The organism is Ferruginibacter sp., assembly GCF_049840995.1.
In the GTDB taxonomy this organism is placed as follows: Bacteria; Bacteroidota; Bacteroidia; order Chitinophagales; family Chitinophagaceae; genus Ferruginibacter.
The window spans coordinates 145,779-170,486 of record NZ_JASGIP010000007.1; the positions used below are offsets into that span (position 1 = coordinate 145,779).

General features: G+C 44.6%; 25 protein-coding genes. 8 read left to right on the plus strand and 17 right to left on the minus strand.

Going from position 1 to position 24,708, the window contains the following annotated elements; translation table 11 throughout:
- Positions 1-18: 18 nt before the first annotated feature.
- Positions 19-3,396: a S8 family serine peptidase gene (locus tag QM738_RS19020; RefSeq protein ID WP_462278327.1), complete on the minus strand. Its 3,378-nt coding sequence runs from the start codon at positions 3,394-3,396 to the stop codon at positions 19-21.
- Positions 3,397-3,592: 196 nt separating this feature from the next.
- Here QM738_RS19020 and QM738_RS19025 point away from each other — a divergent pair, with 196 nt between their 5' ends.
- From QM738_RS19025 to QM738_RS19040, 4 genes are all read left to right on the plus strand, one after another.
- Positions 3,593-4,381, plus strand: coding sequence for a sterol desaturase family protein (locus QM738_RS19025; protein WP_462278328.1), 789 nt, complete (start codon positions 3,593-3,595; stop codon positions 4,379-4,381).
- Positions 4,382-4,433: 52 nt separating this feature from the next.
- Positions 4,434-5,420, plus strand: coding sequence for a polymorphic toxin type 23 domain-containing protein (locus QM738_RS19030; protein ID WP_462278329.1), 987 nt, complete (start codon positions 4,434-4,436; stop codon positions 5,418-5,420).
- A 2-nt stretch (positions 5,421-5,422) separates the two neighbouring features.
- Positions 5,423-6,223, plus strand: coding sequence for a hypothetical protein (locus QM738_RS19035; protein WP_462278330.1), 801 nt, complete (start codon positions 5,423-5,425; stop codon positions 6,221-6,223).
- A gap of 266 nt (positions 6,224-6,489) precedes the next feature.
- A complete protein-coding gene (locus QM738_RS19040) occupies positions 6,490-8,904 on the plus strand; it encodes a PKD domain-containing protein (RefSeq protein WP_462278331.1) in 2,415 nt (804 codons plus the stop codon).
- 16 nt (positions 8,905-8,920) lie between these two features.
- Here QM738_RS19040 and QM738_RS19045 read toward each other — a convergent pair whose 3' ends face one another.
- Complete coding sequence (locus tag QM738_RS19045) at positions 8,921-9,253, minus strand: CHY zinc finger protein (RefSeq protein WP_462278332.1); 333 nt, start codon at positions 9,251-9,253, stop codon at positions 8,921-8,923.
- 17 nt (positions 9,254-9,270) lie between these two features.
- Here QM738_RS19045 and QM738_RS19050 point away from each other — a divergent pair, with 17 nt between their 5' ends.
- Positions 9,271-9,819, plus strand: a complete 549-nt coding sequence (locus QM738_RS19050; RefSeq protein WP_462278333.1) for a gluconokinase — start codon at positions 9,271-9,273, stop codon at positions 9,817-9,819.
- Here the strand turns inward: QM738_RS19050 and QM738_RS19055 are convergent.
- A complete protein-coding gene (locus QM738_RS19055) occupies positions 9,816-10,601 on the minus strand; it encodes an NIPSNAP family protein (protein ID WP_462278334.1) in 786 nt (261 codons plus the stop codon). The genes QM738_RS19050 and QM738_RS19055 overlap by 4 nt on opposite strands.
- A gap of 93 nt (positions 10,602-10,694) precedes the next feature.
- Between QM738_RS19055 and QM738_RS19060 the strand changes: the two genes are divergently transcribed.
- Positions 10,695-11,447 (plus strand): sulfite exporter TauE/SafE family protein, encoded by a 753-nt coding sequence (locus tag QM738_RS19060; protein ID WP_462278335.1) that lies wholly within the window; start codon positions 10,695-10,697, stop codon positions 11,445-11,447.
- Between the two features lie 20 nt (positions 11,448-11,467).
- Here the strand turns inward: QM738_RS19060 and QM738_RS19065 are convergent, their stop codons facing one another.
- From QM738_RS19065 to QM738_RS19095, 7 genes are all read right to left on the minus strand, one after another.
- Positions 11,468-12,076, minus strand: coding sequence for an alpha-ketoglutarate-dependent dioxygenase AlkB family protein (locus tag QM738_RS19065; RefSeq protein WP_462278336.1), 609 nt, complete (start codon positions 12,074-12,076; stop codon positions 11,468-11,470).
- A gap of 1 nt (position 12,077) precedes the next feature.
- Positions 12,078-12,638, minus strand: coding sequence for a YcxB family protein (locus QM738_RS19070; protein WP_462278337.1), 561 nt, complete (start codon positions 12,636-12,638; stop codon positions 12,078-12,080).
- 48 nt (positions 12,639-12,686) lie between these two features.
- A complete protein-coding gene (locus QM738_RS19075; RefSeq protein ID WP_462278338.1) occupies positions 12,687-13,091 on the minus strand; it encodes a nuclear transport factor 2 family protein in 405 nt (134 codons plus the stop codon).
- Positions 13,092-13,107: 16 nt separating this feature from the next.
- On the minus strand, positions 13,108-14,259 hold the full coding sequence (locus QM738_RS19080; protein ID WP_462278339.1) for an aminotransferase class V-fold PLP-dependent enzyme: 1,152 nt from the start codon (positions 14,257-14,259) through the stop codon (positions 13,108-13,110).
- Between the two features lie 134 nt (positions 14,260-14,393).
- On the minus strand, positions 14,394-14,819 hold the full coding sequence (locus QM738_RS19085) for a VOC family protein (RefSeq protein ID WP_462278340.1): 426 nt from the start codon (positions 14,817-14,819) through the stop codon (positions 14,394-14,396).
- Positions 14,820-14,927: 108 nt separating this feature from the next.
- On the minus strand, positions 14,928-15,647 hold the full coding sequence (locus QM738_RS19090) for an endonuclease/exonuclease/phosphatase family protein (protein WP_462278341.1): 720 nt from the start codon (positions 15,645-15,647) through the stop codon (positions 14,928-14,930).
- Between the two features lie 30 nt (positions 15,648-15,677).
- Positions 15,678-16,430, minus strand: coding sequence for a PLDc N-terminal domain-containing protein (locus tag QM738_RS19095; RefSeq protein ID WP_462278342.1), 753 nt, complete (start codon positions 16,428-16,430; stop codon positions 15,678-15,680).
- 439 nt (positions 16,431-16,869) lie between these two features.
- On the opposite strand from QM738_RS19095, the gene QM738_RS19100 reads away from it, so the two are divergent.
- Positions 16,870-17,379, plus strand: a complete 510-nt coding sequence (locus QM738_RS19100; RefSeq protein WP_462278343.1) for a hypothetical protein — start codon at positions 16,870-16,872, stop codon at positions 17,377-17,379.
- Positions 17,380-17,478: 99 nt separating this feature from the next.
- Here the strand turns inward: QM738_RS19100 and QM738_RS19105 are convergent, their stop codons facing one another.
- From QM738_RS19105 to QM738_RS19130, 6 genes are all read right to left on the minus strand, one after another.
- Positions 17,479-18,033, minus strand: coding sequence for a cupin domain-containing protein (locus tag QM738_RS19105; RefSeq protein WP_462278344.1), 555 nt, complete (start codon positions 18,031-18,033; stop codon positions 17,479-17,481).
- Between the two features lie 59 nt (positions 18,034-18,092).
- The gene (locus QM738_RS19110; protein ID WP_462278345.1) at positions 18,093-18,485 is read right to left on the minus strand and encodes a VOC family protein; all 393 of its coding nucleotides are present in this window, start codon (positions 18,483-18,485) and stop codon (positions 18,093-18,095) included.
- A gap of 56 nt (positions 18,486-18,541) precedes the next feature.
- Complete coding sequence (locus QM738_RS19115) at positions 18,542-19,288, minus strand: hypothetical protein (RefSeq protein ID WP_462278346.1); 747 nt, start codon at positions 19,286-19,288, stop codon at positions 18,542-18,544.
- A 12-nt stretch (positions 19,289-19,300) separates the two neighbouring features.
- Positions 19,301-20,026, minus strand: a complete 726-nt coding sequence (locus QM738_RS19120) for a DUF6090 family protein (RefSeq protein ID WP_462278347.1) — start codon at positions 20,024-20,026, stop codon at positions 19,301-19,303.
- A 106-nt stretch (positions 20,027-20,132) separates the two neighbouring features.
- A complete protein-coding gene (locus QM738_RS19125) occupies positions 20,133-21,320 on the minus strand; it encodes a hypothetical protein (protein ID WP_462278348.1) in 1,188 nt (395 codons plus the stop codon).
- Between the two features lie 151 nt (positions 21,321-21,471).
- The gene (locus QM738_RS19130; RefSeq protein WP_462278349.1) at positions 21,472-22,779 is read right to left on the minus strand and encodes a T9SS type A sorting domain-containing protein; all 1,308 of its coding nucleotides are present in this window, start codon (positions 22,777-22,779) and stop codon (positions 21,472-21,474) included.
- A gap of 264 nt (positions 22,780-23,043) precedes the next feature.
- Between QM738_RS19130 and QM738_RS19135 the strand changes: the two genes are divergently transcribed.
- On the plus strand, positions 23,044-23,481 hold the full coding sequence (locus tag QM738_RS19135) for a GldM family protein (RefSeq protein WP_462278350.1): 438 nt from the start codon (positions 23,044-23,046) through the stop codon (positions 23,479-23,481).
- Between the two features lie 7 nt (positions 23,482-23,488).
- Here QM738_RS19135 and nhaA read toward each other — a convergent pair whose 3' ends face one another.
- On the minus strand, positions 23,489-24,643 hold the full coding sequence (gene nhaA / locus QM738_RS19140) for a Na+/H+ antiporter NhaA (RefSeq protein ID WP_462278351.1): 1,155 nt from the start codon (positions 24,641-24,643) through the stop codon (positions 23,489-23,491).
- Between the last annotated feature and the right edge of the window lie 65 nt (positions 24,644-24,708).

Consider the following 24,708-nt stretch of genomic DNA (forward strand, 5'->3'; position numbering starts at 1 on the left):
TTTATATGCTGCAGATCCTTAATTCTTCGTGAGCTTCTTATTCGTTACGCCATCTTTAGTTTCTATCTTAATGATGTATTGTCCGCTGGCAAGGTTTTGCAGGGGCAATTCATACGAAACTGTGGAAGGAATAACGCTCAGCATCAACTGGCCGGTGCTGCTGTACAGTTGTATGCGCTTGATGACCGAGCTGGATTGTATCACTGCAAAGGAAGATGCAGGATTAGGTTTAATAGTGATGCTGTTGGGATTGTTCACTTTTACACTGGCAGTTTTGCTGTAAGAATAACGGCCATCCATATCCACCTGTTTTACGCGGTAGTAATTGATGCCATCCACGGGGAAGGCGTGTATCTTACTGTAATTTTTTTCCGAAGCAATGACTGCTGTTGCAGGAACGGTGAAGAGTGAAGTGAAGTTAATACCATCAGTACTATATTCCACTTCATATTCTTTTACATTCAGTTCGTTGGCAATTTTCCAGTTCAGCGCCACCTGGTTGTTGTTGCTGAGTGTGGCAGTAAAATCAAGCCATGTTAAAGGCAACACGGCCGCACAGGCTGCAATGGTAATATTGAGTGTGTAAGGCGAGTTGGAAGCAGGTGTGACATTGATATCATGCACCACTACGGTAAAGTTGCCCGGTGGGGCCGTGAAATTAAACTGCTGCGACGTGGATGATGAACCCGGGTCGGCCAGGTAATTGTTGGAGGGTGATGCCGGAACAAAACCTGCGCTGGTATAGGCAACACAATACAGGTTAGCACCATTGGCGGCATTCATGGTTACATTGATACATTGGCTGGCACCTGTGTTATTAATGGTATAAGCATCGTATTGCCTTGAACCAACTGCCGTTGTTAAGCCGGGGTTGGTCTTAGGTATCAGGCAACTGGAAGTGGCGTTGGTCCTGGTTAACCGGCCGGTCTGCTGACCAGACGTTACCGTGTACCCGGCACCGGTAGGTGGCACGCTGCCCAGTGTGGAACTTATGTTGATGCCACTGGTATTACCCACAGGCACATCAATATCCAGTAATTGCGGGCTTGGGCCGCCACCGCTGTAGGTAACAGATAGCTGGAAGCGGATTACCGTTCCGCAGGAAACGGAATTATTGACCACAAAAGTAAAAGGAGTAGCACTGTTGCTGCCATTGGCGGCACTTGCTATAGTACCGTATGATGATGCATTCTGTATCACGGTTACACCCGAAGTGCTGGTGGTTAATGTTGCATTGATGGCAGTGGCAGATACGGAAGAAGGATTGGTGAGCTGCACCACGATCTTGCCATTCTCTTTCGGTTCAATGTACCCGTTACCGTTAGTGCCGGTAGTACCTTCCGAAACGGTGATGGTACCAAAATGTATATTGGCAATAGGCGTAGGGGCTACCAGCTGCATTGCCTGGAAAGCCTGCACGATACCGCTACCGCTCAGGTTATCGTAACCGGCAGTCTCAATATCAAGTGCGCTGTTCACCAGCGTTGTCCTTATCTGTGTGGGTGTAAGTGATGGATTGGCAGATTTCAATAATGCTGCAATAGCGCCCGCATGCGGCGCTGCTGCTGAAGTACCGTAAAATGGATTCAATCCTGATGTAGCGGCCAGGGTAGTGGATACACCATCTGCTGCAGTGATATCCGGTTTATTACGCACTGTGCCTCCATTGGTGCCGAATAATAAATTACCCGGCGTAATTGCTGCCCCTGCTGCGGTGTAAAATACACGGCGTGGACCATCGGAGCTGAAAGATTCCACCGTATTGGATGCTGTGAAATTGCCGGGATATGGACCGGGTGCAACAGCCGGTGTAGCTGCCACGCTGAAGGCGTCTACAGCACTGCTGTGACCATGCGTTTGCCCTGTTGATTTTACCGTAAGCACACCGCGGTTAGTATTGATGGCAAATGCTCTTACAGCCGCAGTACCGGTTTTAAAAACCACCAGGCGGTCGCCGGACACCAATGCCGGTGCACTGATCTGTTCGTAAGGATTCTGTGAGCCACTTTGTGTATTGGTGGATTGCGCTTTTACCGTACCTGCGGAACTCACCACAAAAAGATCGTAATCGTTTGCAGAAGCGCCTGCAGCGTCGGACCAGTTCAGCGTGTATACGTTACCGACAGTGGTGATGATGTCACCATTTACCGGGGAACCTACCGTACCAAAATTATGTATGGTACCTGTTTTGCCGGTAGGATGTGTGAACACCGGTGAACCTGCATCAGCAAAATCGCCTTCAAAATAACCGGCAGTGCTTTTGCCCAGCGAACCTTCGTTACCTGCCGAAGAAAAATACAAGGCACCTGCCGCAGTTACTGTATTCACTGCCTGCGCCACAATACCATCCTGGAATACCGGTTCATCATAATAAAAAATATCGTCGATAATGATATCGCAGTTATAAGGCGAATTTCTTAATGCCTGTATATTACTTGCAAAGCTGGCTTCGCTTATAAAGGCCGTTGCAAAATACAGTTTGGCCTGGGGCGCCACATCATGCACGATCTGCAGCATAGCCCTGCCTTCATCCGAACCGGGCTGATAATCGGCCAATACCGTTACCGGTGTATTATTACCGGCGCTGTTGCCCGGGCCCGGCAGGTTGCCATTCACCATATCACTGGCAACGGCTCCTTTGGAATTATAACTATCGGACAACAGGCCGATCCTGATACCCTGTCCTTCATATCCATAAGTGGTCCTGGTATCATCGGCACGGTGGGCACGGTCGCCCTGTGAATTCACACTGCCGGTGAAAAAACCATTGGCTGCCTTGCTGTTGATATAATTGCTGAGTTGCCTGCGCACTTTTTCGGCACGCTGCTGAAAACTTAATTGCGGTATAATGCTGAATGCTTTTGCACAGGCGGTATTATAAGAAACTTCTGCAGGGATGTCAGCAGGTGAGATCAGTTGCAATGCCTGCTTTTTATTTTGTGCACTGACCGTACTGGCCTGTGCTGCCGGTGCAATAAACTGCACATCGGCAAAAGCTGCAATGCTTTCCACCATGGCAAAACTGATGGATACCCTTACGGTACGATAAACTGCAGAAGGGTAGATAATAGTCCCACCCAGCGCTTCAATGCGTGACAGCAGTTCGGGGGTAATGGTGGCGCTGATATCCACTTTGATCCTGCCGTTATCATCTTTTTCAAGTGTTACAGGCTCAAGGTCCACACCATCCACCATTTTTTGTCCACGGCTTTCTCTCAAAGCCTGCAGCAGCCTGGAATCGATCTTTAACTGATCGGCCGTACGGGCTGCTTTTTCTCCCATGATCAGCTCTATGTCATGCACGAGCTTTGGACTGACCTGTGCTTTTAAGGAGTTGCTGACAAACGGCAATAGCATACACAGCAATACTCCGGGTAAGTAAAATTTTAATTTCATACAAAAGGTTTTAAGCGTAAAAAAAGCGGAAGAGGATCTAGGGGAATTTTGAAAGGGGGGATCGGGCAATAAAACTAATATAAAAAAGAATAGGAAATTATCTTTTGGGCAAAGCAATTTATCCACCATTAAAGACCTGTGTTTGCAGCCTTGTTAAATCGCATCAACAAGTAAATAAAAATTGTAATTTAGAACTATGAACTGGCAGATCTATTATAATATCATCCGGGGTATTGGTGACCGCTATATCGTACTGGCCTTTATTGCAACGCTGGTATTCTATGTGCTGTTCCGAAAAAAATGGCAGTTCAAAAAGATACAAAGTAACTTTCCCCGCTCCAAAGATTATGCAAGGGAGATCATTTATTCCATCCTTACCATTATCATCTTTGGTTTTGTTGGATATACCGTGCTCATCTATCCGCCGGTAGTAAAATATACACTTACTTATAGCAATATAAAAGCTTATGGCTGGGCCTGGTATTTTTTAGCCTACCCGGTAATGCTGGTGTTGCATGATACTTATTTTTACTGGACACACCGCCTGATGCATCACCCGGCTATCTTTAAATACACGCACCTGGTGCATCATAAAAGCACCAATCCATCACCCTGGGCGGCTTACGCATTCCATCCTTTTGAAGCAGTGGTGGAAGCAGGCATACAGGTATTGTTTGTATTTATATTGCCATTGCATATCACGCACTTTTTCTTCTTCTTCTTTTTCATGATCGTGTATAATGTGTACGGGCACCTGGGGTACGAATTATACCCGAAGGGTTTCAGTAAAAGCAGGGTGGGCAAGTGGATCAACACTTCGGTGAACCATAACCAGCATCACCAGTATTTTAAAGGCAATTATGGATTGTATTTTTTGTGGTGGGACCGTTGGATGGGCACCATCCGCAGCGATTACGACACCCGCTTTGAAGAAGTGAAAGGCAGAACAGCACCGGCAACAACCGTTGTCACAATTACCGCTTAGTGGTATTGTATAAGAATGCCTGAATCATTAATATTGGCCATCAATTGATAGTATGATCCCCAAACTGCTGTTTATTGTTGCAGGATGTTGCGCTATGGGCGTTGGCCGGGCGCAGCAAAAACTTACTGTAAAGAACAGCAGTATCGGTTTGCAATATGGCTTTTCAGTAAAGGCGCAGGTGGAGTTCAGCACCGTTACAAAAACACAGCCGGTGCATTTCCGGGTGGCAGTTGCTGGCGGTGTGGGTTCTTCTTTTATTGATAACAATATCTATCCCACTTTCAATACAGAATTACAGATTTACAATAACGGGCTGGGCAGCAGTAAACCCGGCAAAAAAAAGCCCGGCGTTAATCTTGACCTGGTAACTGCGCTTACTTTAACTGCAGGCGTAAAGGATTTTTTACAGCAGAGCCGTGCACAGCTTTTTAGGGACCGCAATGTACCGCTGTATTATTTTGCAGATTTTGGCTTACCGGCATTACAAAATCCCTTTGCTTATTCTTTCTCCATCGGCACCAATCTTATTTTTAATAATGATAAGGACAAGGCCTTTCAGCGTACCGGCTTTTTGAATTTTCATTTCAACCGTTTTCAAATCTCTTATTCCAACGATGGGGGTGTGCCTTTATCAGGCATTTATTTAGGCGATAGAAAAGACAGGTTCTACACCGGCGATGTGTTGTTCAGTTATCATGGCAAACCTTATACGGCTGTTAATCTGGTAGAGTTGAGTTATCATAAATTCACGGGCTATACGCTCAATTCATTTGAAGCCAGCAACCAGTTTGATTTTGCCTATGTGAATTATAAAAAAACAGCGCAGCGCTTTTACAACAAAAGCCTTTTTGTACTGAATGTGGCCAATCCTGTAAAAGGTTATGGCGTGAATGTAAAACTGTACAACAAAACCAAGTGGGATGTGCAGCACCTGATACATTGGTCCATTTACAACTCTTATCATATCGTACCTTATAAAGAACACCTTTCATTCAGCGGGGTTTATTATTTAGTGCATTCAACTGCAGGATTAAAATGAAAATGATCAGTTACATATCGATATGTTTATTGCTGCTGTTCTCCTGCGCCAGGAAGTACAATATCAGCCAGGCATTCCGCAATGGTGTGCCGGCGGATATGCAAAAGATAGTGCTGGACAATACGTACAAACTATACATCCGCGAGGTTTTTTTAGATACAGCCGATGCCGGCGATAAGAATGTGCAAAGTACTCTTGTACCCACCAGTAATGCCACCAAGCTGATAGAGATCGAATACCTTTTATTTTCTGCCGAAAGGGGCAGGGCAGTATATATTGCCACCATACCGGATAAATACCAGTTGTACTACGCCAAAAAATCAAAATACCTGCCCAGGGAATATTTGAATGCCTACGATTTCAGCACCTTTCGCTTTGGTAAAAAAGCGGCAGATGGCAAAGGGATCGTTTTTGAGAACGGCCAATACAGCGCCACCTGGAATTACGAAATGCTGCACGACAGCATCCTGCATGTGTACGAAGTGGTGGAACGCCTGAACGGTGATGCCAGCAATGTGTACCTGGTGGATGAAGCGCTGAGCCGCAAAGCCAGCTTTGTGCAAACAGACAGTTTTAAGATCGTTTTCCGGAACATGACCATTGAAAAAAAGCTGGACATCAACGAGGTAAAAAAAGGCCGCAAGCCCTACAAACGTTTCTGGCTGGACAATACCATTTACTTCCGTAATGAAAATAATAAATACAGCATCTATTTTCGCTTCGACCACAGCCTGCCTTCCGGTTACAAGGATTCCACCATCAGTTTTGGCAATGCCCGGCTGGTAAATGCCCCCTTTGAGTAAAGTTCCGCTACATAGGGATTTAAATATATCTGTTCGGCCCCGGCAAATATTTTCCACAGCACCCTTCCAAACGCCCCAAAACAGCATCTGAACAGGCGGAAAGCAAAATATTTTCACCCGCAGGCATCCTTACTATTTTGTTGTACGTATATACAGATTAGCCAAGGTTTTCTTGCAATTAAACTTTATCTTTAGTAATACAAATTAATGATGTGCTGAACTTTAAAACCTTTTTTCCTCGCCCGTGGTATGGTTTTACAAAGCAGATGCTCTTTGCAGCAGCATTCATCATTATAAGTTTTTCTTCCTCCGCCCAGGATTGCCCCTACAATATAGATTTTGAGACCGGCACTTTTGCAGGCTGGAAATGCTATACGGGTAACGTGGTGGCTTCGGGTGGGCAGAACATCATTTCATTGACAGAATCAGGACCTATTGCCGGCAGGCATACCATGATGTCGTCCTTTCCCGGCAACGGGCTGGATCCTTATGGTAACTTCCCCATCAATTGTCCCAATGGCAGTGGCCACTCCATACAACTGGGTAATACAACCGGCGGCGCCGAAGCAGAGGGTGTTTCATACGAATTCACGATCCCTGCGGGCATGAATGAATACAACCTCATTTATCATTATGCCGTGGTGTTCCAGGATCCCAATCACCAGCAGAATGAACAGCCGAGAATGGAGATCGAGATCACCAATCTTACCGATAACAAGATCATTACCTGTTCGTCTTTTGCCTTCTTTCCTTATGGTACGCCTTTGCCCGGTTTTGAATTATCCGATAACCCCGGTGGTACCACGCCGGTTTGGTATAAAGATTGGTCGGCCGTGTCCATTAACCTGGATGGCAATGCCGGTAAAAGGATACAGCTGTTCTTTAAAACCGCCGATTGTACCTTCCGCAGGCATTTCGGCTATGCTTATATCGATGTGAATTCTGAATGCAGCGGCAAATTTGAAGGCGCTTCATTCTGCCCGGATGATACCGTGGTGAATGTAGTGGCGCCTTACGGTTATCAAAGCTATACCTGGTTCGACCAGAACTTTACACAGGTACTGGGTCATCAACAGGTACTGTCTTTTGTACCGCCACCCACTACCAGCATGACCGTAGCAGTAGTACTGGTGCCGTATAATGGTTATGGCTGCCTTGATACACTCTATACTGATCTTAAAGATAACCTGGTGGTGCTGGCCAATGCCGGGCCCGACACGGTATCGTGTAACCGAAATCCCGTCCCGATAGGTAGCCAGCCACAGCTGGGTGTAAAATATCATTGGGAGCCGGCGGCAGGATTATCGAATACGGAAATAGCCAACCCGCTGGCGTTGCCGGATGTCACGACCAAGTACGTCGTCACGGCAAGAAGTAACGGTGGCGGTTGCCTGCATACGGATACGGTCATCGTAAAGGCATCGCTGGTGGATAATAAGATAGACCTGGAAGGCAAGGCGAATTATTGCATCGGCAGTGGCGACAGCGCTGTGCTGGTGGTGCAGCCTGCAGACAGTATACAATGGTTCAAGGATGGCGTGGCCATACCGGGCGCCACGCAAACGAGGTACCGTGTTACACAAAGTGGTGTATATTATGCACAGCTGTTTGGTGGCTATGGCTGTACTTTGAATACGGTGCAGCAGCCGATCAATATTGCTTCTGTACCGGTACCGGGCTTTACGGTCAATAAACCAGATCAATGCTTATTTGGTAACCAGTTTGTATTTACCAACACCAGTACCAATGCAGTAGGGGTGATGGCTTACCGGTGGATACTGGGCGATGGCAACGAGGCCACCACAAGAGACCTTACTTACAGTTATAAAAAAGCCGGCACATTCAGGGTAACCCTTATCGTTAGTAGTATCGGTATCTGTGCCGACAGTGCCAGTTTTGATGTGATCGTTCACCCGAACGCCGCCGCAGCTTTTACTGTTGATCCCACCTGTATCAACCTGCCGGTAGTGATCAAGAATAATACGGTAGATACACTGGGCTCGCCGATCAGTTATTTATGGAGTTTTGGCAACGGGCAAACATCTGTGCTGCGGGATCCTCCGCCACAGGTATACCCATCGGTAGGGCATTACAATATCAGTTTATCGGTAAGTTCGCAGCAATGTCCTTTCCCTGTACATACTTTCACCCGTACGCTGGTGGTGGAACAACCGAGGCCGGGCACCACTTACCCGGTAGAATACGCGGTGATCAATCTTCCGCTTGAACTGCATGCAAGAACCTTTGGGGAAACCATTTTGTGGAACCCTGATACTTACCTGAGCGATGCGGCCAGCTTTGATCCCATATTCAAAGGCAATACCGAGCAGCTGTATACCATCGATATTAAAACAAAGGCCGGCTGTGTTACCACCGATACACAAATGGTGAAGCTGGTAAAAAGCATCGAGATATTTGTGCCCAATGCCTTTACGCCGAATGGTGATGGTATTAATGACGAACTGAAGCCGGTGTTCTACGGCATCAAACAATTAAAATACTTCCGGGTATATAACCGCTGGGGCCAGTTATTCTATCAAACGCAAACCTTAAAACAAGGCTGGGACGGCACCTTTAAAAATGTGAAGCAGGAAATGCAGACCATTGTATGGGCGCTGGAAGCGATAGGAGTGGACGGCAATACCTATATACGAAAAGGCACCAGCATACTGGTGCGGTAACCAGATTCAACTACGCTCAAGTTTCAAAATAAAAATGATTGTGGTTGCTGCAGCCGGGATTGAATGCGGCATTGCAGAAAGGGCAATGATAATTGCATTGCAGGTATTGCGTAATGCTCATGGGTGTTTTGCAGGCGCCACATAAGATGGCTTGTTCTTCAAATTCTTCTTTCTTCCAAACTTCAGCATCATGGCCTGCTGTTTCCTGGTGGCAAAAGATGCAGGGATAATAGGTATCGCAGCATTTCATCCGTATAGCGATAATATCCAACGGTGAATGATAATGCACACAGCGTGTGGCATCATCAATTTTTTTACCTTTTACAATTATATTTTGTTGGTTGTTCAACAGTTGTTGTAGTTTTATTGAAAGATCAAAGTTATTATAAAGCGCCATCATTCTGGCAGCACGGCAAAATGGATAATCGCATCATTTATATCATGGGTGTTTCTGGTTCGGGTAAAACAACGGTTGGAAAAATACTGGCAGCAAAAATGCAGCTGCCTTTTTTTGATGCAGATGATTTTCATTCTGCAGCCAATAAAGATAAGATGCGTGCGGGCATTGCATTGAATGATGATGACCGTAAGGATTGGTTGCTGCGTCTGAACCAGCTGGCGAAAGAACAGTCGGCCATCAAAGGCGCTATCATCGCCTGCTCTGCATTAAAAGATAAATACCGCGAAGTACTGAAGGATGGCGTACCTCAAACATCCTGGATATTCCTGCAGGGAACTTATGAACAGATATATGCACGCCTACAACAGCGGCAGGGTCATTATATGCCTGCATCGCTTTTAGCATCGCAGTTTGAAAGCCTGGAAATACCTGCGGATGCCTATACCGTAAGCATTGATAACAACCCGCAGGTTATTGCTGAACAGATCCTTGCTCATCTGCAAAGTGCCGTTTAAAAATCGGAGTAATCCATTGGTCGTACAAAATCAATATCTATATGCGCAACATTGTGCTGGTATTCCGGCTTGGCCGATAACGTTTTCCATTCCGGGTCGCTGCTGAATGTTTTCCAGTGTGCATCCCGGTCGGCCTTATTTTCATAACAGGTCATGTATACAAGGTTGGGCATGTGGCTGCCTGCCACCACTTCCGAATAAAAAACAGCATTGGCGTTAATGCGTTTAAAGATCACCGTTTCCCCGCCTTCGTTGAACATCTGCACTTTATTGGCAAATATTTTTTCCGAAGCGCTTTCGTAGCTGCGCAGTTCGTATATTCTTTCCGCTTTAGGCGCCTTAAGATCGGGCAACTGCATTTGCGGCGCTTTGGAAAATGCTTTCAGTATCATTACTTCCATTCTTGTAAAAGATGGATCGGTGTACACGGCGTTGATATAGGTTGCGCCTGCTTTGTGATAACTGCTGTCTTTTTTTAATTTTTCCTTTATATTCACCATTTCATCAATGGACCTGATCGTCATGAAAACGTAGATCTTTTTAATTACCGAAGTATCATTGGCCAGCGATTTGAATACACCGATATTACTGTAGCCCATGGTGTGCAATGCCGGCAGCAGTGCATGCTCCAGGTAATCGTTCAATACCGTTTCCTGTGCAGCAGTGGCGTACTGGTACACAGTGAGCTGGTAATATTGCTGTTTGGATTTACTGTATGCAGGGGCAGCAAATGTGATGACCGCCACCCATATTAAAATGATCTTTACAAAACAAGCTTTCATGATGTTTAAACTTTTAAATTGCAGCAACAAATTAAAATAAATATTTTGATTTAAGTTCGGCGAAAACTTAACACATTAACCAGCTGATTGTTTATGGACGTATTATCCGGCTTTTCGGTTGTCAACCTTATACTCATTTTCCTCGGCGCTGCCATCATCGGGCTGGCAAAGGCAGGTTTGAAAGGTATTGACATGATGAATGTGACCATCATGGCCATTGTGTTTGGCGGCAAGGCATCCACGGGTATTGTATTGCCTTTGTTATGTGCGGCAGATATCATGGCAGTGATCTATTATCACCGGCATGCGCAATGGCAGCATTTCTGGAAATTACTGCCCTGGATGGCCATCGGTATCTTAATTGGTGTGTACGTGGGCAAGGATATTGATGAAGCGGTTTTCCGTAAGATCATGGCGGTGATCATTGTACTGACGGTGGTGATCATGTTCTGGCTGGAAGCAAGGAAAACGCCGGTTGTGCCGCATAATAAATTCTTTGCATCAGGACTGGGGCTGGTATCGGGCTTTGCCACCATGCTGGGCAATTTAGCAGGTGCTTTCTCCAATATTTATTTCCTGGCCATGCGCATGCCTAAAAATGATTTTATCGGTACGGCAGCATGGCTGTTCCTTATTATCAACTGGTTCAAATTACCGTTTCAAATTATTTACTGGAAGAATATCACGCTTACATCGCTGCAGACAGATCTTATATTATTACCTGCTATGGTGATCGGTTTTTTTGCGGGATTAAAAATTGTGGCTAAAATAAAAGATGATGGTTACCGCAAAGTGATACTGGTATTGACGCTGGCAGGAGCGATTGTTATTTTCTTAAAACGATAATTATTGTAAATCAATATTACTTACAATACAATCGTTCTGAAAGTTAAGTTCACCCTCGGTTTGCTGATAAGTTTTGTAGGCGGCAAGCGATGCAGCCAGTTGGTTTGCGTGGCATCCTTCATTACCAGTAAACTACCGTGCTGTAGTAGTACCGAAACCGTTTCTTTTGTTTCCTTATGTTTAAAGGAGAATTTGCGTTCTGCACCAAAACTCAATGATGCAATGGCGCCGTTCTTCTTCAATGCTTTTTCCCCATCGCTGTGCCAGGCCATACCTTCATCGCCGTTGTGGTATAAATTCATCAGGCAGGAGTTGTAGGTTTCGCCGGTTCTTTCTTCTGCAAGGGTTTTTAATTCCAGTAATTCTTTGGTCCAGGGCAATGCCTGTTTGGTAATATTGGAATAGGTGTAGTTAAAATTCGTGTCGCCATACCAGGCGATCTTTCTTTTGGTAATGATATGTTTGCCCAGTATGATGGCCTCATCATTCTTCCATTCAATCTGGTGTAATAAAACATCGAGGTAATGATCGGCTTCCTGCCGCGGCATGATAAAACCATAGTAATTCACCGTGCCGCCATGGGGCAGCAGGTTGGTATTTTCTATTGGTTCGTTGCTGAAGAGGTCCATATCAGGATTTTACAAGATGTCCCATTTCTGCATCAAAGGAAATGTATTGGGAGAACAGTTTCGATAATTCTTCTTTTTCCACTTCCGACCGGAATACTCTTTTAGGGATGATGAGTGCATAGGACGAGTACACGAAAAGAAAAATATGGTCCCGGGTCTCGTCTTTGCGTATAAAAGCACTCCATTGAAACTTTGTTTCAATAGCATCATCTTTTATTATTACTCCGGCTTCGGAAAAATAGTGGTCGACCATAGAAAACATACGTGCATTCTGAGGGTTGGCAGCAAAACTTTCAGCCTGCCTTTGCAGGCGCATACGTGCAGAAACGATCGGAAACAGGAACAGTGCAGCAAATACCACAAAAGGTATCAGGTCGGTGATAGTGAAATTGCCGGTAATTACCGATGTATAAATATTAATACCGCAGATGATGCCAAAAACGATCATGATGGGCAGCAATCTTTTGTATATGACTTTTTTCTTTCCGGGAGCGTCCAGTTGAACATAAGTAGAGAAACTGGAAAAATCTGCTGCTGTAAGCGCATAACGGAGTGTTATCATAGTGCTTAAAGGTACGCATATTTTTGCTGACGGAGATGATGCGTACTGTTAAAACGGGTCGAAGCAATCGTAATTGCGCTGCCTGAATATTTTGCCGTTCTTAAACTCAAAGAACTGCGCAAAATAAGCGGTCATCTGCCCGCCTGCGGGAATATTGCCAATGGCTATTGATAAAGTGCCTTTCCATATTGCTTCCAGTATCACCGTATCGCCTGCAGTATGCAATTTTTTTATTTCATATTCTTCCCGCTGCATTATTTTACGGCCTCTTTCGGCACCTGCTTTCAGGTCAGCCAGTTTTCTTACCACAGTATTCTTTACAATGGCGTTGGAAAATTCTGTCTGCTCCACATCGGGGTGATAAAATTCATCCAGTTCTTCCACCGGGCGCTGCTCTTCCATCATTTTGATGAATGCCAGTACTTTTTCTTCATTGGTTGTTAATTGACTCATGCCTCTTGTTTTATGACTATACTTTCAGTTCTTTCAGTGCATCGTATAATTTGTCCAGGTCTTCATTGCTGTTGAATGCCTGGATGGAGTAGCGCAGGTAAACGGCGCCATTGTGCGGCATAACGGCTACCTGTATCCTGTATTTTTCGTACAGGGCGCTGTGCAGTTTTTCCGGCGCTGTTATTTTAATGGGTGTGCAGTATAGCTGTGCTATAAAATCGTCGTTCACCGGGCAAAGCGGTGTGGCATTCAGCAGGCTGCAGAATCTTTCCGCATTGTTCTGTGCAATGGCCCTGCACTGTTTGTTTACCTGTGGCCAGTTATGCTGCTGCATAAACTCAATAGCTGCAGGAATGGTAAGGAATGCAGTAAAATCCCGGGTGCCCTGCAGCTGGTGATAATCGAGGAACTGCGAGGAAGAGGGATGATCGCTTTCAAAACCCCAGCTGATGAGTAGGGGGTCGAAGAGGTGCTGCAATCTTTTATTTACATATAAAAAAGAGGAACCCTTGGGTGTCATCATCCATTTATGGCAGGCGCCAGTATAAATATCTGCATCCAATGTACTTAGATCCAATGCTAACTGGCCGGGCGCATGTGCGCCATCTACAAAACTGATAATGCCTTTTTCTTTTGCAATGGCGCATATCTCCTCTACGGGTAGACGAAGACCGGTACTGCTGGTGATATGGCTAAGAAAAATGATCCTTGTTTTAGGGGTAATACCGCTTACGATCTGCTCAATAAGATCTTCTTTGCTCTGTAAAGGAAAGTGGATGGGCTGCTGAATATACTTAGCGCCTTTTTTTGCACAGTAATATTTCCAGGTACGGTCGCAGGCGCCATATTCCAGGTTGGTGGTCAGTACTTCATCGCCGGGTTTAAGATCGTAGCTTTTGGCAATGATATTAACGCCATAGGAGGGATTGGTAACATACACCACATCCTCATGTGCGCAGTGCAGGTAATCCGCAAGGGCTTTTCTGGCGGTATTTAAATAATCAATGCCTTTCACCCGCATAAAGTGTACGGGCTCTTCTTCCATTTCGGCCTGTAACTGCTGGTATCTTTCAAACACCGGTTTGGCACAGGCGCCAAATGCGCCAAAGTTTAAGAAGGTAATATCTTTTTTTAATAGAAACTGGTCTTTCAGCTCGTTCTGTTGCATCTGTAAAATTACCGAATTAAAATAATACCTGCCCGCAGTGGATTATCCTGCGGCGGCTGTTGTATAAAGAACGGTAAGCAAGCGCAATAAAAAAGCCGGCGATGAACCGGCCATGCAATATTGAGCTATTATTTTTAAGCATTCTTCAGCTTTTCAATATCCAGTTTTTTCATGGTCATAATAACAGGCATTATGCGTTGCATTCTTGCAGGATCACTCATCAGTTCGCCAATGATGGATGGTACTATCTGCCAGGAGAAACCAAATTTATCTTTCAGCCAGCCACACATACTTTCCTGCCCGCCATCGGCGGTGAGTTTGTTCCAGTAATCGTCAATTTCTTCCTGTGTATCACAATTCACGACTAATGAAAAGGCTTCATTAAATTTAAAATGCGGGCCTCCATTCAGCCCCATTAATTTCTGGCCATTTATTTCAAACATCACCACCATCGGGTTTTCTGAAGTGATCTTTGAATTCTTAAAAACAGAACAATAGAATGTTGCGGCTGCTTTGGCATTGCCATCAAACCATAAGCAGGGATAAATTGAGTTTGTCATGATTATTTTTTTAAATGATAGGCGATCCGTTTACCGGCACAAGGTAATACTGTTAGCCATTACGGCTGCGGGTGCAACACGACATTTTGCAGGTGTGCTTACGCCAGTTTACCGTATGTCATTAAAATGCACGATCACCGGTACATGATCGCTGTATTTGATCCACTCTTCGTAATTGCCCACTTCTACGGATCGCAGTTTATTGATCAGGTCGCCGGATGCAAAACAGTAATCAAGGTGATAGGGTTTTTGCTGGTGTTTATAGAGATAGTATGTAGGATGCATCTCTTTTCCCTGCTCCTGTAAAAAATGTTTATGGTAAGTGCTGTAGATCTTTTTTTTGCCCAACCGCTGTACTACGGTGCTGTGATTACCTTCGCGTCTTGGCCTGTCCCAGATAGTATTGCTGTTGAAATCGCCGGTTAAAATGGTGTTGGTGGTGCGGATGATGCGGCTGTAATGCTGCAGCGCCTTCCATACCTGCGTTACGTATGGTCCATCTTTATCGGCAGGGTTATTGGCCCAGATGGCAAAGAGCATGATGTTGGTTTTGTCGTTGAAAATTTTTACCGGTGCGATCAGTTTTAATTCGGGATTATGCGTCTTGTGTAATTTAAATCGGAGATCAGAATAGGAGAATATGCCGAGGCCTTTGTTCCTGTTCTCACCGATCCATACCATATCGTTGGGTTTAGTAACATCATCGGCAAATTGTAATTTATCAGGATGTTCGCATTCGGGTACAATAAGGATATCCGGTTTGTATTTTAAAATAACGGCTGCTTTTTTACGGAAAGCCATATTGCAGTTCCATGTAATGATCCTCATAAAAGTTGTATTACAAAATGCAGCAACCCATCACGCTGCGCCGTTCATTTTTTTCAATTCATCTTTGGCATATACGAACCACACTTTGTTGGCTCTTTTTTCCTGCGGACTTAAATGCCCTGCTTCGTGCAGCATTTCTTCAAATATCTTTTTGGCTTCGTCGTTCCTGTTCATTCTTTGTAAAAAGCCTGCATAGCGGTAACGGCTTTCGTAATTGGAGAAGCGGCCTTTTAATAATTTAAATTCCTGCTCGGCTTCATCGGGGTGACCGGTGTAGGAGAGTGCCACTGCATACAGCATGTGTGCACGGGAGCGGGTGAACTGCGGCAACTGGTAGATCTTTTTGCCGATAGTTACAATATCTTCAAAACGTTTTTTATCGGCATAGGCATGTATCAGCTGCATGCTTACATGCTCATGTACCATAAAGTTTCCTGCCAGGCAGGATTCGTATAATTCAATGGCTTTGTCGGTCTGGCCTGCTTCGAGGTAAGCATCGGCCAACGCCACTTTATTTTTAAAAGTATCTGCAAAACGCAATTCGTTCTCCAGCTTTTTTATTTTACCGGATGGATTAAAGGCAGCGCTCATGCCCGACTGCATTTTATTTACGTCGTTGCCGGTGAGCATTTCCGAAAAAATATAAATGAGACTTCCTGCCACCGGCAGAAAAACGATGAGCCAGATCCATTTGTTCTGGTTACCCCTGCGGATACAATGTATGGCGCAAATAACCTGCAGTACAATGGTGATAAAGTAAATGTAAGAGTAGTCGAAAAACATAAGGGCTTTAGGTTGTACAGGTGTCAAAAATAAGGATATAAGCGTTTGATACCAATAGTTCCAGGTACAACCGGGGTAGTTATGGGGATGATGGCAGGATGCTAGCAAGAGGGCACGAAGATGGGAGGGAGATGAGTGACAGCAGCGCCGCAGTTACTGCGGGTATACCTGCCATTTGCTACAGTATAAGTACAGTATAGTGGCAGTATAGGTACAGTATAACTACAGTATAGTTTTTTGCAGCCGGAACCGCCACCGCATTAACTGCTGTTGCAACGCAATTGGCCCGCAATGGGTGCCTTGCAGCAGTAAATGATATTTTTACTATCGTATTACTACGTGCATTTGCATGAATTATCACGGTAAACGCAAAAAACTAATGCGTTTTGAAATAAATGCCGCTGATAAGCGTTTATCTTGCACATAAATCTTAAACCCAATGAAATACATTATTTATGTACTTGCAGCTATATGCAGCCCTATGATCGCTTTCAGCCAGGATATCACCGGCCTTTGGAAAGGGACCATGTACAACGACTCCACCAAACAATCATTACCGTACGAATTAGTTATCAGCAAAGAAAAAGGTAAATACACCGGTTATACCCACAGCTGGTTCACTATCGACAACAAACAGTACTACGGCATTAAAAAAGTAAGTGTACGCATTGCCAAAGATGGCAAAGTGGTGATACAGGATGCTGAATTACTGGAGAATGATTATCCCATTCTGCCTGCCAAAAATGTTAGCCAGCTGAATGTGCTGGACCTTGCAAAGAATGGCGATGATATGAGCATGGGTGGTCCGTTCGTTACCAATCGTACCAGGGAATACCTTGTGCTTTCGGGCAATATCAGCATTAAAAAAGTAAACGCTTTAACCGACAGTAAATTGATGACCTACCTGCAGAAGAACGGTATGGACAATGCAATTACTGCAGCAAAATAATATACCAGGATAATAACTGCTTACAATTTTTTAATTAGCCGTTACCTGCTAAGTGCTTACAATGGTTCACTTTTTGTGAACCATTTTTTATTGGTGCGATCAGAACTTTAATGGCGGGCCTACTATTTCCATTCCATGCGCTTTCCAGAGTTCTTTTAAATTCTTTTCCTGGTCCTTAGGAATGTCTTTTCCCAGTTTTGACATCTGCTTAAAAAAATCTTCCATGGTACCTGCGGGTTGAAACAGTACCAGCATCTGTGCTTCGCCTTCGCTGGTTTTTGCAAATGCATGCGGAATGGTACGGGGTGCAAAGGCCGAGTCGCCGGGATCTAATGTAAAAGTTTCATCGCCTACCTGTACAATAAATTCGCCACGGACAACATAGAACCATTCATCCTGGCTGAAATGTTTGTGCAGGGCAGGACCGCCTTTTTCCTGCCGCACAGTATCGTAGAGGCAGAGATCGCCATCGGTATCCTTACCGGAAACCTTGCAATCGAATTGCCCGCCCATGATCAGCAGTTCTTCCTGGTAGCGGTCTTTACCGGAAGCTACTTTAAAACCTTTTTGTACTCTTGTTGCAGCGGGAGCTTTTGCAGCAGCAACCAATGCAGTTGCCACGAGGGGGAATTGCAGAAATAAACGCCTTTTCATGTGATGGTTTTTTATGAATAACAGCAATAACTATCAATGTAAAAACGATCAGCCAGTGTTCATATTCTTTTCTCGATCATCCACAAATGGCCGAAGGGGTCTCTTATTTCGCCCTGGCGGTATCCGTAATCATAATCCTGTGCAGGAACGATCACTTCGCCTCCTGCGGCCCTGGCGCTGTTCATGATGGCATCCACATCGGGCACAAACAGGCCGATGGTAACGGAGCCGGAATTATTGGTTGCAGGGCTGTAAGAATTTGTCCTCGTTGATTCTTCATGCAGGTGAAAAATAGCGCCCGCTATCGATAATTCTGCCACATGTATACTGCCATCATCATTGGTAAAACGGTACAACTCCACAGCGCCGAATGCTTGGGTATAAAATGAAATATCGGTAACACCATGTGGAATAAAAAGCTGGGGAGCAAATGCAACAGTACCTGCGGTCATAATTTTTGTATCAGGAGCTAAAGAAAAGCATTTTCCATGTAAACTCAAAGCTGTAATTATTGCCCGGCTTCCAGTCTTTTGGTCAACAGTTCGTCCACCCGCATTTGTATGAACTGGCTGCCTGCTACATCCGTGATATTCAGTTTTTCATTGGGTACACCGGCATCTGCCTGTACAGTTCCTTTAATGAATATTTCCAGTATCAATTGTATGTTGTTGCCATTTTTTTCTTCCGCTACCTGCGCATTGATCACCTGCTTCCAGTCAACAAAGCCGGAGCGTTTTGTCCACAGGCCTTCTTTGGTAAGTTTAAGTATTGCTTTTTTAAAAAAGATATTCCTGGTGCTTGCATACAATACAAACGCTCCAAAGAGCAGCATGGCGCCCGGGATCAACAGGCTTTCCGATTGTATAAAAAAGAAATAGATCGCCATCGCCAATATTACAATACCAAAAAGCAATACAATAATGGATGACTTCACCGAAGGATAATAAACAACCTCATATTCCTGTGGCTCGGCGGCGTTGATGGCAGCAGCAAGGCGGAACTGTTTTATGTTGTGATAAGTGTTGTCCGGCATCTTTAACCAGTCGCGGCCAAAATAACCACCCAGCATTATAGCAATCATTGCTGCAATAAAATACAGGCAACCCGTATCAGGTTTTGAAATGTGATAGTGTGCGGCAATAAAATAAATGATGCAGCAAAGTACGATCAGCAAACACAAGGGAAGCGCCACCACTGTTGCATATACATCTCTCGTGCGCCTTTTACGATCCGTTTCATCATTGGTATAGATCATCTGCCAGTCCGTTTATTTAGCAGGATACAATTCGTCGATGCGTTGAATGATCTTCTTAGCCGTTTTAATGCAGATGCTGTACCGCGATAATATCTCGCCGGTAAACATCAGTGTAGCGCTGTAATTCTGTCCCCTGTCTGCAGAAAAGATAACGTTGAGATTATCGGTACCATCAGGATTCTTTTTCCTGTTCTCATTTACATAACGGAACAATTCTTTTTTCCTTTCCGTAAATCCATTGGTGGAAAGCATCAGGTTAGGAATGTCTTCCTGGTAAAGATCCAGTATGGTATTCTGCAATGAATCATCTTCAATAAGGCCCAGTTTACCGGAAGATTTAAAGCCTTCGAACCGGCCATTGTTGGGTATCAGGCCGGTGGTGTTGAATATGTAGGGTTGGTAGGGTTGCAGGCTGTCTGCATTCAGCATTTCGCCGGGTTTAATACTGGTGATATAAGTAAATGCTTTTGAAGTACGTGAAAAAGTAACAGAATCGGTTTTCATTTCGCGGATATCACTCTGCAGGTCTTCTTTCAGGCCCAGCAAAAATGTCTTTACTGTTTTTTGTTCGTGGCGGTGTTCGCTCCAGTTGTGCAGCCATATTGAAACTGTAACGGCAAAAACAATGATCAGTATCTCGATCAGAAATTCTTTGATCTTATGCCAAGTGCTGTGTTCTTTACTATTCCACACCTTGTATACTTTTTTGGTATGCTTGATTACTTCCTGTTCTGCCATTGTGTTTTAGTTATGGTTAAAATTGCAACGGCGCAAATATATTATATAAAACTGCTGCGATAAAAATTTTGTGTAACTGCCACCTTATGCCATTTGCTCCTGGTTTTTAGCCTGCAACCGCATCACGGTAAGTAGTATTCATTAACCCGTTGGGTTTTAAATACATGAGGTCGTTCTTAAAATCGAGGATGATATTGAAACGTTTTAAAAGATCGTTGCCGAAGAAATTGATCTTGAAATCCGCGGGGTTCTTACTGCCCAATATAAGTGTGGGTACAGCGGAGAGCGAATGATCACTGATGCTGAATTGCGGGAAACGCACCAGTCTTGTTTTGTACTGGTTGCCTCTTGGGTCTCTTAATACAGACGTTTTGATCAATGGCAGACTGTCGGGAAAATTTTGTTCGGCTGCCCAGCTGCTATCGAGAATGATCGCTGTGCTGGAACCGGTGTCGAGCATAAAATCACTGCTGTATTTTTTACCGCTTATTATAAAACTACCGGGTACGCAAGGGAAGGAGCGTATAAAATGCAACGGAACTTTTGTATAACCTTTAGCACGCTGCACCGGTATATTGTGTACTATCAACAGGTAATGATCGTAATCAATTTCAACCTGCCTGCCTTCAAACATATTCCAGCCAAAGCGGCCATCCATTTCCTGTGCGGTAATACCGGTGGCTGCTACAACAGGATCGGTAAAGATGGTATTGCCCAGTTGCAGCTTAAATACTTTCGCCAGTTTGTTATAATCGGGATTGGCAGTGCCTGCCGCCACGCCGGGCTGTGCTGCCAGTAAGCTTGTTTTTTTAAGAATAGCCTCTTTGGTGAGCCTGCAATTGGAAGAACTGGCATCAAAATGCAATTGCAAAGTATCCCTGTCATTGATCACAGCTTTTACACTGATGACATTATACGAAGTCAATGTAAAAGGTATGGTATCGTTCTTAGTAGAAGGATTTTTTTCAGCAGGCGGAATAGCGCTGGCTATTTGTGTATAACAGGAATCTTTGCCATTCAGCAATACAATAAAATCAAATGTAGCACCGGGTTTCAACTTTACTTTGATGGAATCGATATCGGTATAAAATATCACCCACTTGGTTTTGCGTGTGCGATCGGCGGTATAAATATCAGGCCTTATTTTGGGCGCCAGGTTCCATCCTCCCTTATCCACAAAGCCGTCATCATTAATGGTCACCGACCTGGAGCTTGCTTTAATGACGGGCAGTTTTGTTTGCGAAAAAATTGTTTGAAAAGAAAGAAAGGAGAGGAGCAGGCAGATGCACTTCATGTGTTTTTGCAATAAAACTGCATCATTTTATCATACAGTTATAAAATAATTTACGAAGGATGGTTTTGTCCATGATAAGCGGTAAGCAGGTATAAACAAAAGGCCGGTGCACTTGCACCAGCCCCTGTATATATTAAGAACACGCTTTTGTTTATTTCACCACATCTATCTTAAAGGCATCTGCATCACCTGTGGTGGTGCTTGCTTTCAGCACATAGGTATTGTTCGGCAGCTTGCTGATATCAACAGGTATGATATTCCTTCCTGCTTCCACATTGATGTCTTTCTGCAGTACTTTTTTGCCGGTAATATCCATAAAGGAAATGGTAAGTTTTGTTTTTTCCGGCGCCGTGATCGATAAACTGATCATGGTATTGGCCGGGTTGGGATAAACGCTTTCCACTTTTAATTGCGTGGCTTTACCTGCATCTATCCTTATCACGCTGCTTAACCGGCTGTGGTTATCCATATCCACCTGGCGGAAACGGTAGTACTGTCTTGCAGCCGAAGGATTGTTATCGGCATAATTGTAGCGCAGTTCGCGGCTGCTGTTGCCGCCCGGCGCCAGTGAACTAACGAAGCCGAGTACACTATAATTAACGCCATCAGCAGAACGCTGTATCTCGAAACCAAGATTATTGCTTTCGGTAACCGTGCTCCATTGTAAAAGATTCCGGCTGCCATCGTTGTAACCACTGAAATTTAAAAAGCTTACGGGCAGCGTAACACTGGTATTGAAGATATAAGCCCTGCCGGATCCCGGCCAGGTGCCGTTATTGTCATTGGCGGTTACAATGCTGGAAGTATGTGTGCTGGTGGTAATGCTCATAAAATCGGAAGTGCCGCTTTTTAAAATACCTACAGAAAAGCCATCATTGGAGTTGTTACCGCTGCCATATACAAACATGATCTTATTGCTCGTTTCAAAAAGCCATACCTGGAAATGTTTATCAGCAGTGCCCTGGAATGACAATGCAGAAAGATTATAATCCACCACCAGCTTCCTGCTGCCGGCAACACCCATTAATTTGTATTGCACATTGCCATCTATGTCGGTATAGTTATCATCCCAGTAAGGTAACAGGTAGGTGCCCGTTAATGCCGGTATAGAGTTGTCGTACTCTGTAGTAGCAGTAATACCCAGCGCCATCAGTCCATTGGAAGAAACACTGAAATTGGTATAAGTGCTGCCTGCATACGTAAAATTGAAGCCGATATTGGTCATGGCAGATGCATTATCATCCAGGTTAGTACCCAGCAGGTTGCTGAAGCCGCCGGTTTCCATCACATTACCGGTGCTGGTGGTGAACGAATAAGTATTCACCTGCGCATTGCTCTTTAAAGCACCGACGCCAATAAAAAGTAACAGGGCAAAGAACCTTGCAGCCACGGGCGGCAGGCATTTTGCCAATGAATTGTTGAAACTGGAAATGAAGTTGTGTAAAGATCGGTTTTGCATAGTATTGTTTTAGGATAAGGGTTCAGTGTGCACGAAAGAAACGGGGTGGATAAATGCTTATTGCATTTTAAAGACCTACGGGCTTTTTTTAGAAATTCTTCTACAAGGCAGTACTGCAGCAAACTACAGCACCTGGGCGTAGCTTATTTTAAAACAGGTGAACGGTATTTTTTGCACAGGGCTGTTCATAAATACAATTCTAACATTTCTTTCACTTATCAATCATTAAATTTAGTGAACACCCCAACACCTAAAACTTTTATCATGAAATTATTACTGCTCCCGCTCTTAACGGGTATCAGCATGACGCCTGCCCCGCATGCACTGGATACCACCATTAAAACAACTATTCCTACTTTCACCACTGCCACTGACGAAGGCAAACAGCTCACCTTTAAAGGCAATTCCGGCGATGGAAAAATGGCCTGTATCAAATTCAAGTCGCAGGAGTTTTGCCGTGCTGAACTGGAGGATTTTGAATTTGATGTGCACTTTACGGTGGTAAGCGCCACGGTTTATTTTTCCGGCGCTAATTTTAAAAACACCGAGAAAGGTACCATCAGCGGCAGCAGTTTAAAGCCTATCAGATCATTGATGGACCGCTGCCAGCCCGGTACCAGGGTGATATTTGATGATGTGAAAGTAAAGGGACCCGATAATACCATCCGTACCATCGATGGATTGAACCTGCTGTTATTCTGATGACTTTTTAAATGGTATCGCCGGGAGTTGTTTTCTTCAATGTAAAATGAAGGAACAGGTAACCTATTATACCTGCTGCACAGGATGCAATGAGTATGGCAATTTTTGCTGTATCGGTGATCACTGCATCCGTAAATGCCAACAGCGTAATAAAGACCGACATGGTAAAACCAATACCACCTAAAAAACCGGCACCGATGATATGCTTCCATTTTAATTCGGATGGAAGGGTACAGAACTTTACAGCCGTACCGATATAGGCGAACAGTGCAATGCCCAGTGGTTTACCTGTCAACAACCCTGCAATAATGCCCACACTGAGGTTTTGGGTAAGGCCTGCATACCAATCGCTGCTGATGCTGATACCGGTATTGGCCATCGCAAACAACGGAAGGATAAAAAATGCTACCGGTTTGTGCAGGAAGTGCTGTATCCTGTAAGAAACAGAACGTTCATCCCCATTACCAAAAGGAATGGCGAATGCCAGTAAGATACCGGCAAGTGTTGCGTGTACGCCTGACTGTAACATGAAATACCACATCACAATTCCACCCAGGAGATAAGGCACGGGATTTTGAATTTTAAGCCGGTTGAGTACCAGCAACACGGCAAAAACACCCAATGCTAAAAAAAGATGTACAAGTGAAAGCGTACTCGTATAAAATACGGCGATCACTATGATTGCACCGAGGTCGTCAATAACGGCAAGAGCGGTTAAAAATATTTTTAAAGAAGCAGGAACACGGCTGCCCAGTAATGACAATATACCTACGGCGAAAGCGATATCTGTGGCCATGGGTATACCGGCGCCGGGCTGCCCGGGGCCGCCTGTATTGAACAGCAGGAAGATCAACGCCGGTACTATCATACCGCCAACCGCAGCAATAACAGGTAATGAAGCGTTTTTAAAGCTGGATAATTCTCCCGTATAAATTTCCCTTTCCAGTTCCAGCCCGATGAGCAGGAAAAAAATGGTCATCAACCCATCATTGATCCAATGCACTACGGAATGCCCGGCAAAGGAAAACTGCCAGCAGTTTGTATAAGCAGTCTGCCAGGGCGAATTAGCAATACATAATGAAAGAATAGTAGCAAGCACCAGTATCAACCCGCCGGCCTTTTCGCTGTTAAAAAAATCGTTGAAGAGTTTGGTGAGTTTCATCAGTATTATGCAATTGCTATCACTTGTATAGTACTGCAATTTAGCATAAGTCCGCAAGGTTTTGA